Below are 12169 nucleotides of genomic sequence, written 5' to 3' on the forward strand. Positions count from 1 at the left end.
ATAGTTCCCTTGCTAAACAGAGTTTATCTTCGTAGGCTTAAACTTGCATCCCACGGTTGAGTCAGAACGCTGACAGGAGGGCATGTGGACCACTATTGTGAGTTAATACGCAAGCGGTATGCGGAAATAGCCAGCGGAGACTTAGGGTATATCCCGGATGCGCTGGGTTGCGTGTTGAAAGTATTGAATGAGATTGCGGCGGATGAGGCCCTTTCGGAGTCAGTCAGGGAAAAGGCCGCTTATGCGGCAGCAAACTTACTGGTGAGCGATTATGTCAATGAATGATACTTATCAACCCATTAACTGCGATGATTACGACAACCTGGAGCTGGCCTGCCAGCATCACCTGGTGCTAACGCTGGCGCTGAAGGATGGCGAACAGCTGCAGGCAAAGGCCAGCGATCTTATCTCGCGAAAAAATATCGAGTATCTGGTGGTCGAACTCGCCGGCAACGTCCGCGAGCTGCGCCTGGATAAAATCGCCAGCTTCAGTCACCCGGAAATCGGCACCGTGGTGGTGAGCGAATCCTGAATCAAAAACGGGCTTAATCGCCCGTTTTCCTCCACATCAGCCTGACCCCTTCCCCGTCCTTCACTTCACCTTCTGTGGTCACAAACAGATCGTCCGCTGCGGCAATCGGCGTTTCGCCGTAAAACAGCAGCGGCGTGGTGTCTCGTCGCCACGGAGCAACGCCCAGCTCCTGCCAGAGCTTCTTAAGCTTGCGTCCGCCATGGCGCCCGACAATATGCAGGTGGCCGCTGGCGCGAAAGCGGACGGTGACCGGCTCATCCGCCGACGGTGGGCGCAGCCTGCCGCCGGGCTGCAGCGTCAGCTCGCCGAGACCGTCCGCCAGCCGCAGCGGCTGGCGCCAGTCGGGCCAGCGCTGAACGCTGTCCGTCTGACCGGGAAGATACTTCACCCAGTACAAACGCTGTTGAAAACGGCGGACGGTAAATTCCCCCAGCCGCAGACAGGGGCTGGCATCTTCCCGCGCCAGCGCCACCTCGTGCCAGAGGCGCTCAGGCACCTCGCGGGCGGGCATCGGCGCCTGCTGCCCGGCGAGCCAGCGACGCAGCAGCGCCGCTCGGCGCGGCGGACTCATCGTCGCCAGCGGCGCGATAGCCAGCGAGCCATCTTCGGCCACCAGCGACGCCAGCTCCGCCGCCAACATCTCGTCCAGCAGTTGTTCCTGCTCGGCGCACAGGCTGGCGCTGCGGGCGACGGCCTCGCTAAAGTGCGGCCAACGCTCGCGCAGCACCGGGATCACCCGCAGGCGCAGGAAATTGCGGTCATAGGTATCATCCTGATTACTCTCATCTTCGATCCACGACAGCTGATGGGCGAGCGCCCACTGGCGTAGTGATTCGCGGGTTTCATTGAGGAGAGGACGCAGTAGTCGACTGCCGGCAAAGGCAGAGGATGGCGCCATCGCCGACAGGCCGGTAGGACCGCTGCCGCGTTTTAACGCCAGCAGCAGGGTTTCGCACTGATCGTCCTGGTGCTGGGCGGTCACTAACACCTCGCCGGCATTGAGCGTATCCTGAAAGGCCTGATAGCGCGCCGCACGAGCGTGGGCCTCGACGCCCAGCCCTCCCCGGGCTAACGTCACGCGATGCACCACCAGCGGCACCTGCCACTGCTGGCAAATCTGCCGACAATGCGCCACCCAGTCGTCTGCGTGGGCGCTAAGGCCGTGGTGAACATGCACCGCCCGCAGCGTCAGCGAGGGATCCTGTTCCCGTAGCAGCACCAGCTGATGCAGAAGAACCGTCGAGTCCAGACCGCCGCTGAAGGCCACCAGCAGCTGGCGATGGGGATGAAGCGTATGCGCAATATCAGCCGTCATATCCACGAACATACCGAGAAGTGATGGCCCGGCACGTTACCGGGCCAGGGTCGCGCTGGCAAGATTTACTGCTGATATATTTCCAGCGGCAGGTCGTCCGGATCGCTAAAGAAGGTAAAGCGTTTACCGGTAAAGGGATCGACACGAATCGCTTCGCACTCCACGCCATGCGCGGTGAGATGGGCTACCGCGGCGTCGATGTCATCCACGCTAAAGGCCAGATGACGCAGCCCGCAGGCTTCCGGACGACTGGGGCGGGCTGGCGGAAACGGGAACGAGAACAACTCAATTACATACTCGCCGTTGAGCGCCAGATCGCCTTTCCAGGAATCGCGCTCGGCGCGATAAAACTCACTTTGCAGCGTAAACCCCAGAATATCGCAATAGAACGCTTTACTGCGGGCGTAGTCGGTCGCAATGATGGCAATATGGTGAACCCGTTTCAAACCCAGCATGGTTAAACTCCTTCTGTTAAGCCAGCCACGTTACTCGTGCGCGCCGTTAACGCGCAAGCCTTTCGTCATTTTTTAAGACTCGTACCCGATACACACCGTCCTCATCGCGCTTGGCGCCGTGAATATCGGTCTCAAAGCCCGGGTAATGACGGCCGATAGAGCAAAGCATCAGCAGAAAATCGAGCACCGCCCGGCTTTCCTCGGTGATCATCTCTCCCGGCATCAGCAGCGGAACCCCCGGCGGATAAGGGAGGATCATGTTGGCCGAAATCCGCCCCACCAGGTTCTCCAGTTCAATAGTTTCCACCTCCCCCTTGATCTGGCGCTGCCAGGCGTGATGCGGCGTCATTTTCATTTCCGGCAGGACGTCAAAGGCGCTGAGCATCAGCTGCGGCAGCTGATGCTGACGGATCAAGCGGTGGATCCCCTGCGCCAGATCCTGGATCCGCATGTTGCGGTAGAAGTCGGGATCTTCGGCGTACAGATCCGGCAGCATATTTTTCACCCGCAGATTGAGATCGTAGGCGCGTTTAAACTCGGTCAGGCCGCGCAGCAGCCCCATCGCCCGGGTTTTATCGATGCCGATACTGAACAGGAACAGCAGATTGTAGGGGCCTGTTTTCTCTACCACCACGCCCCGCTCGTCGAGGAACTTCGCCACCAGCGCCGCCGGGATCCCCTCTTCATCCATATTCCCCTGCTCGTCCATGCCCGGCGTCAGAATGGTGACCTTCACCGGATCGAGATACATATGATCCGCATCGGCATCTTTGAAACCGTGCCAGTCCTCACCCGGCGCTACCGGCCAGCACTCGGCTTTATCCACGGCTTCCGGCTGCCAGATATCAAAGAACCAGCCGTCCGACTCCTCGCGCAGTCGCTGCACCTCTTTGCGGAAGTCCAGCGCCCGCTCAATGGAGCGCTGGATCAGACGTTTACCGGAGTTGCCGCGCAGCATCGCCGCCGCGGTCTCAATCGACGCGACGATGGGGTAGCTCGGCGACGTAGAGGTATGCATCATAAAGGCTTCGTTAAAGGTCTCTTCATCATAGTTGCCTTTAATGTGGATCAGCGAGGCCTGCGACAGCGCGGCCAGCATCTTATGCGTCGACTGCGTCTCGAAGATGACTTTCCCGGGGATCCGCTCCCCGCTCATACCGCTTTTCCCCTGATATATCGGATGGAAATGGGTATAGGGCACCCAGGCGGAATCGAAATGGATCGACGGGACATCGAGCGTCTCCTTAAGCCAGGTGGTGTTATAGAGCAGACCATCGTAGGTGGAGTTGGTGATCACCGCATGCACGGGCCACTGCGCCCCGCCCGTGTCGCGCACTTTCTGCTGAATGCTGTCGCGGGTAAATTCGCGCCGGGGGATACCGCCGAGGATCCCCAGCGCGTTGCGGGTCGGCTTCAGCCACAGGGGAACCACATCGCTCATCATCAGCAGGTGGGCCAGCGATTTGTGACAGTTACGGTCAATCAGCAGGGTGCTGCCGGCGGGCGCCGAGTACATGCCGACAATTTTATTGGACGTCGAGGTGCCGTTGGTCACCATATAGCTTTGCTCGGCGCCAAAGGCGCGCGCGATATACTCCTCCGCCTCCAGGTGCGGGCCGGTATGATCCAGCAGGGAGCCCAGCTCGGTTACCGAAATCGAGACATCCGCCTTCAGCGTATTCCCGCCAAAAAAATCATAGAACAGGCAGCCCACCGGGCTTTTCTGATAGGCGCTGCCGCCCATATGACCCGGCGTACAGAAGGTATATTTTCCCTCCTGGACATAGTTGAACAGCGCGCGGGTAAACGGCGGAGTGATATTCTCCAGGTACTCGCGGGTGTACTGCCCAATGCGGGTGGCGATCTCTTCGGAGAGTCCCAGCGCATATTCGAAGAACCACAGCGTCATGCGCAAATCCTGACTGCTGACATCCATCGTCGAGTGGGCGTTAATAAAGGCGTACAGAGGAAGGTATTCATTGAGCTGATTGATATCGCTGCACAGATCGACGCTGTATTCATCCCAGTCGAAGATCACCCCGCAGATGCGCGGGTTGTGCTCGATAAACTGCAGCAGGTCGGCGCTGTTTTGCGGCCAGATGGTCTGGAAGCCCTGGCGCTGCAGCGCCGCTTCCAGTTCTTTGATCGGCTCGTCTTTGTGGTAGACGCCGTGAGGCCCCATGATGGCGATGATATTCACGCTTTCCTCCTGGTATTCACCTAAGTCAAGCATCATAGCAATCCCCCGAGCGCATCGCACATAAAAAAAGGGCCGGAAAATCCGGCCCTTAGTGTTAAGTCCTGACGAAAAAGTTAAGCGTAACCGTAGCTCATCAGACGCTGATAACGGCGGTTCAGCAGCTCTTCTTCGCTGAGCAGATCGAGGTCTGCCAGGTCTGCCAGCAGCTGCGCCTTCAGGCTTGCCGCCATCGCTTCCGGGTTGCGGTGAGCGCCGCCCAGCGGTTCCGGAACGATAGAATCGATCAGCTTCAGCTCTTTCAGACGCGGGGCGATAATGCCCATCGCTTCCGCAGCCAGCGGCGCTTTATCCGCGCTCTTCCACAGAATGGAGGCGCAGCCTTCCGGCGAAATGACCGAATAGGTGCTGTACTGGAGCATGTTGACCTTGTCGCCCACGCCGATCGCCAGCGCGCCGCCGGAGCCGCCTTCACCGATTACGGTGCAGATAACCGGCACGCTCAGACGCGACATCTCACGCAGGTTGCGGGCGATCGCTTCCGACTGGCCACGCTCTTCCGCGCCGACGCCCGGGTAGGCGCCCGGGGTGTCGATAAAGGTGATGATCGGCATTTTAAACCGCTCAGCCATCTCCATCAGGCGTAGCGCTTTGCGGTAGCCTTCCGGCGCCGGCATCCCAAAGTTGCGGCGAATTTTCTCTTTGGTTTCACGACCTTTCTGGTGGCCGATGATCATCACCGGACGACCGTCAAGACGCGCGATACCGCCGACAATCGCTTTATCGTCAGCGAAGGCACGGTCACCGGCCAGTTCGTCAAATTCGTCGAACGCCAGGCGGACATAATCCAGGGTGTAAGGACGGCGCGGGTGGCGCGCCAGTTGCGCAACCTGCCATGCACCGAGATCGGCGAAGATTTTGCGCGTCAGCTCTACGCTTTTCTCACGCAGACGATGCACTTCTTCGTCGATGTTAATATCCAGTTTCTCATCCTGACGGCTTACCGCAGTCAGGGAATCGATTTTCGCTTCCAGCTCTGCAATCGGCTGTTCAAAATCTAGGAAATTCAGACTCATAGTATTCCTGTATTAGTCAAACTCCAGTTCCACCTGCTCCGAGCCGATAAGGCCCCGCAGATCGTTAAGTAAACGATCGCTCGGAGAGACGCGCCATGTTGCGCCGAAACGCAACCGCGCGCGTGCATCCGCCCTCTGATAATAGAGGTGCACTGGAATGGTTCCCGAACGGTGGGGTTCCAGAGACTGACGGAGTCGGTTTAAAAGCTGGTCATCAATTTGCCTGTCCGTCAGCGAGATAGCAAGCCCGCGAGCATATTTTTCCCGGGCTTCGTCAATGTCCATGACTTCACGGGCGGTCATTTTAAGCCCCCCGCTAAAGTCATCAAAGCTGACCTGTCCGCTGACGATAAGTATGCGGTCTTTTTCCAGCAACTGCTGATATTTATCCAGCGCGTCGGTGAATAACATCACTTCCAGCCGCCCGGAACGGTCATCCAGGGTACAGATGCCGATACGATTGCCGCGCTTGGTGACCATTACCCGCGCCGCAATCACCAGCCCCGCCGCCGTGGTGACTTTCCCACGTTCGGTCGGATGCATGTCTTTGAGCCTCACGCCGCCGACGTAGCGCTCAATCTCCTTCAGATACTGGTTAATCGGGTGTCCGGTGAGGTATAGCCCCAGGGTCTCCCTTTCACCATCCAGCACCACCTGCTCAGGCCATGGCTGGCAGCTGGCGTAGGATTGCTCAATTTGCTCGGGCTCTTCCGCCAGCACGCCGAACATATCAGCCTGGCCGATGGCCTCGGCTTTCGCGTGCTGGTCAGCGGCTTTCAACGCATCGCCCAGCGAATTCATCAGCGCCGCGCGATGTGGGCCGAGACGATCGAACGCCCCGGACATAATCAGCTTTTCCAGCACCCGACGGTTGAGCTTTTTAATATCGGTTCGCGCGCAGAGATCGAACAGCTCGCGGAAATAGCCGCCATTGTTGCGCGCCTCAATAATCGCTTCGATCGGTCCTTCGCCGACGCCCTTGATGGCGCCAATGCCGTAGACGATCTCGCCATCGTCGTTGACGTGGAAATGGTACAGGCCGGAGTTAATATCCGGGGGCAGGATTTTTAGCCCCATTCGCCAGCACTCATCCACCAGGCCAACCACTTTCTCGGTGTTGTCCATATCGGCGGTCATCACCGCCGCCATAAACTCGGCCGGGTAGTGCGCCTTAAGCCACAGCGTCTGGTAGGAGACCAACGCGTAGGCGGCGGAGTGCGATTTGTTAAATCCGTAACCGGCGAATTTCTCCACCAGGTCGAAGATTTTCATCGCCAGTTCGCCGTCAATGCCGTTTTTCTTCGCCCCATCCTCAAAGATAGAACGCTGCTTGGCCATCTCCTCCGGCTTTTTCTTACCCATCGCACGACGCAGCATGTCCGCGCCGCCGAGGGTGTATCCGGACAGCACCTGGGCAATCTGCATGACCTGTTCCTGATACAGGATGATGCCGTAGGTTGGCTCCAGCACCGGTTTCAGGCTTTCATGCTGCCACTGCACGTCCGGATAAGAGATCTCCTCGCGGCCATGCTTACGGTCGATAAAGTTATCTACCATCCCCGACTGCAGCGGGCCCGGGCGGAACAGAGCCACCAGCGCGATCATATCTTCGAAGCAGTCCGGCTGCAGGCGTTTAATCAGATCTTTCATGCCGCGCGATTCAAGCTGGAAGACCGCGGTGGTTTCCGAGCGCTGCAGCATGTCGAAGCTTTTCTTGTCATCCAGCGGGATGGCGGCGATATCCAGCGGCCCTTCGCCGTTCTTCTCACGGCGCTTGTTGATCATCTCCAGCGCCCAGTTAATGATAGTGAGCGTACGCAGACCGAGGAAGTCGAATTTCACCAGCCCGGCGTATTCCACGTCGTTCTTATCAAACTGGGTAACCGGATGCAGCCCCTGCTCATCGCAATACAGTGGCGCGAAATCGGTGATTTTGGTTGGAGCGATAACTACCCCACCGGCATGTTTACCGGCGTTTCGCGTCACCCCTTCCAGCTTACGCGCCATGTCGATCAGCGCTTTCACTTCTTCGTCCGCCTCGTAGATCTCCGGCAGCTGCGGCTCGGCCTCGAAGGCTTTCGCCAGCGTCATGCCCGGATCGGGCGGCACCAGCTTGGAGATACGATCGACAAATCCGTACGGGTGACCCAGCACGCGACCGACATCGCGGATGACCGCTTTCGCCGCCATGGTACCGAAGGTGATGATCTGCGATACCGCGTCGCGGCCGTACATATCCGCCACGTGCTCGATAACCTGGTCGCGTTTCTCCATGCAGAAGTCGACGTCGAAGTCGGGCATCGAGACACGTTCCGGGTTAAGGAAACGTTCGAACAGCAGGTCGAACTCCAGCGGGTCAAGATCGGTGATCTTCAGCGCGTAGGCCACCAGCGAACCGGCGCCGGAACCGCGTCCCGGGCCAACCGGCACGCCGTTATCCTTCGACCACTGGATAAACTCCATCACAATCAGGAAGTAGCCCGGGAACCCCATCTGGTTGATAACCTGGAGTTCAATATCCAGACGCTGGTCATACTCCGGGCGCTTTTCAGCACGGACGGCAGGATCCGGGAAGAGGAATTCCAGCCGCTCTTCCAGACCCTCTTTCGATTTCATGACCAGGAAATCTTCCGTGGTCATATCGCCGGTCGGGAACTGCGGCAGGAAATATTCGCCAAGCCGCACGGTGACGTTGCAGCGCTTGGCGATTTCTACGCTGTTTGCCAGCGCTTCCGGGATGTCGGCGAACAGCTCGCACATCTCCTCCTCACTGCGCATATATTGCTGCGGGGAGTAGTTACGCGGCCGTTTCGGATCGTCGAGCGTGAAGCCGTCGTGAATGGCGACGCGGATTTCGTGGGCGTCGAAGTCGCCGGTTTCAAGGAAGCGGACATCGTTGGTCGCCACCACCGGCAGACCGCGCGCTTCCGCCAGCGCCACGGCGGCGTGGAGATAGGCCTCTTCATCCTGTCGACCGGTACGGATCAGCTCCAGAAAATAGCGGTCCGGGAAATGCTCTTCGTAGAAGGCGACGCACTGTTCAACCAGCGGCATATTGCCGCGGATCAGGCTGACGCCGACGTCACCTTTCCGGCCGCCGGAGAGCAGAATCAGCCCTTCCTGATGTTCCACCAGCCAGTCGCGATCGATCCACGGCCCCAGGGCGCCGTAGCCGCGCTGATAGGCGCGGGAAATCAACAGGGTCAGGTTCTGGTAGCCGGTATTGTTCGCCGCCAGCACGGTCAGCTCGGTAAATTCGTCGCCGAGCAGGTCGCACTGCACGTGAAAGTCGGCGCCGACGATCGGCTTAATCCCCGCGCCGTGTCCCGTCCCGTAGAACTTCACCAGTCCGCAGAGGTTGGTGAAATCGGTGATCGCCAGCGCTGGCATGCCAAGCGAGGCCGCCTTCTTCACCAGCGGCCCGGTCTTTGCCAGCCCATCGATCATGGAATAGTCGCTGTGCACCCGCAGGTGTACGAAACGTGGTTCAGCCATCTTTAGATCCCGGTGACTTAGTTGGACGCCAGGCCCAGGGCACGCTTCACCGGGCCAAAACTGCGCCGGTGATGCTCTGTTGCGCCGTGTTCCTGCAGCTTCTGCAGGTGAACAGCGGTGGGATAGCCTTTATGCTGGGCAAATCCGTAGTGGGGAAATGCGAGGTCCAGCGTGGCCATTTCGGCGTCACGAGTGACTTTTGCCAGAATAGACGCTGCGCTGATTTCTGCCACCCGGCTGTCGCCTTTCACCACCGCCTGGGAGGGCATCGGTAGCGACGGACAGCGGTTGCCATCGATCAGGACAAACTCAGGAACAATGCTCAGGCCGGCGACGGCGCGCTGCATCGCCAGCATAGTGGCATGCAGAATATTCAGCTCGTCGATTTCGTGCGGCTCGGCGCGCCCCAGGCTCCAGCACAGCGCTTTCTCTTTAATCTCATCGAACAGCGCCAGACGACGCTTCTCGCTGAGTTTTTTGGAATCATTCAGACCCACAATCGGCTTCGCCGGATCGAGGATCACCGCCGCGGTCACCACCGCGCCAACCAGGGGGCCACGCCCGACCTCATCGACGCCGGCAACCAGATGGGTATGCGGATAGACGAACTCCATCATTGTTTTGCTAACTCCAGTACGGCGTCCGCCGCCTGCTCATCGGCGTTGCAGCGGATCTGCTGATGCAGGGCGCGGAACGTCTCATGCATCTCATGGCTGGTTTTGCCATCGGCCAGCAGCGGCTGCAGAGCGGCTGCCAGCGCCTGGGGCTCGCACTCATCCTGCAGCAGCTCTTTAACCAGTTCGCGACCGGCCAGCAGGTTCGGTAACGAGACATAGTCGGTTTTTACCAACCGCTTCGCCAGCCAGAAGGTGAACGGCTTCATCCGGTAGCCAACCACCATCGGGCATTTCGCCAGCATACACTCCAGCGCTGCCGTCCCGGAGGCCAGCAGCGCGGCGTCGCTGGCGATCATCGCATCGCGCGCCTGACCGTCCAGCATATGCACGATCATATCCGGCGCCGTCTCAGCTTTAATACGCTCAAACTGCTCCCGCCGTTTAGCATTAACCAGCGGCACCACCACCTGCAGATCGGGATAGGTGGCGCGCAGAAGCTGCGCGGTTTTCAGGAAGTCGGCGCTAAGCATTTCGACTTCCGCGCCGCGGCTGCCGGGTAGCAGAGCGAGGCAGCGCACGCTGTGCGGGATCCCTAACCGGTCGCGCGCAGCGCCTTTGTCAGGATCCAGCGGCATCGCATCCGCCATGGTATGGCCAATAAAGCGGCAGGGGACGTTAAATTTGTCATAAAACGCTTTTTCGAAAGGCAGAAAGGCCAGCACCAGATCGGTGGATCTGCCGATTTTGAAAACGCGTTTTTGTCGCCAGGCCCAGACCGACGGGCTGACGTAGTGAATGGTTTTGATGCCCTGCTTTTTCAGATTTCCTTCGAGGGTGATATTAAAGTCAGGGGCGTCGATGCCGACGAAGACATCGGGACGCAGCTCGCCGAAGCGGCGGGTCAAATCGGCGCGAATATGGAGTAAGCGACGCAGGCGACCGAGCACTTCAACAATGCCCATCACCGCCAGCTCTTCCATTTCATACCAGGCTTCGCACCCTTCCGCCTGCATTAGCGGCCCCGCCACGCCGACAAAGCGCGCATTCGGGATGCGTGCTTTAAGCGCGCGGATGAGACCAGCGCCTAGAATATCGCCGGAGGTTTCTCCGGCGACCAGGGCAATCGTCAGGGGACGCTGTTCAGCCATTAACGAATCAAGCCGCGGGTAGAACGAGCGAAGAAATCGACAAACAGCTGAACCTCAGGATGCTGAGCAGCCAGTTCGGCGATTTCCGGCTTGGCTTCTTCCAGCGTTTTGCCGCTGCGGTACAGCAGCTTATACGCGTTGCGGATCGCGGTGATTGCTTCCCGGCTGAAGCCGCGGCGTTTCAGCCCTTCGATGTTAACGCCGAACGGCGTCGCATGGTTGCCCTGGGCAATTACGAACGGCGGAACGTCCTGCGCCACGCCGGAGCAGCCGCCAACCATAACGTGTGAGCCAATGACGCAGAACTGATGCACCGCCGTCATGCCGCCGATAATGACATAATCATCCAGCGAAACATGGCCCGCGAGCGTCGCGTTATTGGCCAGAATGCAGCGATCGCCAAGCGTACAATCGTGCGCCACGTGGGCGTTGATCATCAGCAGGTTATCGTTGCCCACCTTTGTTAATCCACCGCCCTGTACTGTGCCGCGATGAATGGTGACGCTTTCGCGAATGCGGTTGCGATCGCCAATTTCCACCCGGGTCGGTTCGCCAGCATATTTCAGATCCTGGTTAACTTCGCCGATGGAAGCGAACTGATAGATCTCATTGTCACGGCCGATTTTGGTGTGGCCGTTAACGACAACGTGAGACTTCAGCACGGTGCCTTCGCCGATTTCGACGTTAGCGCCAACAATACAAAACGGACCAATGTGGACGTTAGCGCCAATCACGGCGCCTTCTTCTACAATGGCGGTAGGATGAACAAAAGCGGTTTTATCAATCACGTATCAGGCCTCCCGGCTACGCGCACACATCATCGTCGCTTCGCAAACCACTTTACCGTCAACCAGCGCAACGCCTTTGAAACGGGTCAGGCCGCGGCGGGTTTTCTCGAAAGTGACTTCCATAATCATCTGATCGCCTGGTACTACCGGGCGTTTGAAGCGTGCTTCATCGATACCCGCGAAGTAGTAAAGCTCGCCTGGTTCCAGTTTTCCGACGCTTTTGAACGCCAGAATCCCGGTGGCTTGCGCCATTGCTTCCAGAATCAGGACGCCCGGCAAAATCGGCTTACCAGGGAAGTGCCCCTGGAAAAACGGCTCGTTTACAGAAACATTTTTTACTGCGCGCAGAAAACGACCTTCTTCAAAATCCAGCACGCGGTCTACCAGCAGGAACGGGTAACGGTGAGGCAGAAGTTCCAGAATCTCTTCAATGTGCAGAGTATGAGTGTCAGTAGTCAAAATACTCTTCCTGTCTAAATGTACTAAAAGGCAATAATAACACGGCCTGCGGCAATCTTTTAGCGAATGCAACAGGCCGGAAATGTC

General features: G+C 58.6%; 11 protein-coding genes. 2 read left to right on the forward strand and 9 right to left on the reverse strand.

The genetic code is table 11. The features are described 5' to 3' along the window. The first annotated feature begins 84 nt into the window (after positions 1-84). Together AB1E37_RS20675 and rof are read left to right on the forward strand one after the other, a co-directional pair. Positions 85-285 carry a YaeP family protein gene (locus AB1E37_RS20675; protein WP_002889429.1) on the forward strand — a complete coding sequence of 67 codons (201 nt, stop codon included), beginning with the start codon at positions 85-87 and terminating at the stop codon, positions 283-285. Continuing rightward, positions 272-532, forward strand: coding sequence for a Rho-binding antiterminator (rof, locus tag AB1E37_RS20680; RefSeq protein ID WP_002889424.1), 261 nt, complete (start codon positions 272-274; stop codon positions 530-532). The genes AB1E37_RS20675 and rof overlap by 14 nt, the downstream gene beginning before the upstream one ends. A gap of 13 nt (positions 533-545) precedes the next feature. Here the strand turns inward: rof and tilS are convergent, their stop codons facing one another. From tilS to fabZ, 9 genes are all read right to left on the reverse strand, one after another. Continuing rightward, complete coding sequence (tilS, locus tag AB1E37_RS20685) at positions 546-1859, reverse strand: tRNA lysidine(34) synthetase TilS (RefSeq protein ID WP_004177351.1); 1314 nt, start codon at positions 1857-1859, stop codon at positions 546-548. 53 nt (positions 1860-1912) lie between these two features. Then, complete coding sequence (locus tag AB1E37_RS20690; protein ID WP_002889387.1) at positions 1913-2302, reverse strand: VOC family protein; 390 nt, start codon at positions 2300-2302, stop codon at positions 1913-1915. 46 nt (positions 2303-2348) lie between these two features. After that, positions 2349-4502 carry a lysine decarboxylase LdcC gene (locus AB1E37_RS20695; RefSeq protein WP_002889384.1) on the reverse strand — a complete coding sequence of 718 codons (2154 nt, stop codon included), beginning with the start codon at positions 4500-4502 and terminating at the stop codon, positions 2349-2351. A gap of 113 nt (positions 4503-4615) precedes the next feature. Then, positions 4616-5575: an acetyl-CoA carboxylase carboxyl transferase subunit alpha gene (gene accA / locus AB1E37_RS20700; RefSeq protein ID WP_004145855.1), complete on the reverse strand. Its 960-nt coding sequence runs from the start codon at positions 5573-5575 to the stop codon at positions 4616-4618. Positions 5576-5587: 12 nt separating this feature from the next. Further along, entirely contained in the window at positions 5588-9070 is a 3483-nt protein-coding gene (gene dnaE / locus AB1E37_RS20705) for a DNA polymerase III subunit alpha (RefSeq protein WP_004222758.1), read from the reverse strand. Positions 9071-9087: 17 nt separating this feature from the next. After that, positions 9088-9687: a ribonuclease HII gene (gene rnhB / locus AB1E37_RS20710; RefSeq protein ID WP_002889376.1), complete on the reverse strand. Its 600-nt coding sequence runs from the start codon at positions 9685-9687 to the stop codon at positions 9088-9090. After that, on the reverse strand, positions 9684-10835 hold the full coding sequence (gene lpxB, locus AB1E37_RS20715; protein WP_002889374.1) for a lipid-A-disaccharide synthase: 1152 nt from the start codon (positions 10833-10835) through the stop codon (positions 9684-9686). The genes rnhB and lpxB overlap by 4 nt, the downstream gene beginning before the upstream one ends. Further along, complete coding sequence (gene lpxA / locus AB1E37_RS20720) at positions 10835-11623, reverse strand: acyl-ACP--UDP-N-acetylglucosamine O-acyltransferase (RefSeq protein WP_002889371.1); 789 nt, start codon at positions 11621-11623, stop codon at positions 10835-10837. The genes lpxB and lpxA overlap by 1 nt, the downstream gene beginning before the upstream one ends. Positions 11624-11626: 3 nt before the next feature. Then, a complete protein-coding gene (fabZ, locus tag AB1E37_RS20725) occupies positions 11627-12082 on the reverse strand; it encodes a 3-hydroxyacyl-ACP dehydratase FabZ (RefSeq protein WP_004145858.1) in 456 nt (151 codons plus the stop codon). Between the last annotated feature and the right edge of the window lie 87 nt (positions 12083-12169).

The organism is Klebsiella sp. Shm-1, from assembly GCF_040804525.1.
Classification (GTDB): Bacteria; Pseudomonadota; Gammaproteobacteria; order Enterobacterales; family Enterobacteriaceae; genus Klebsiella; species Klebsiella pneumoniae.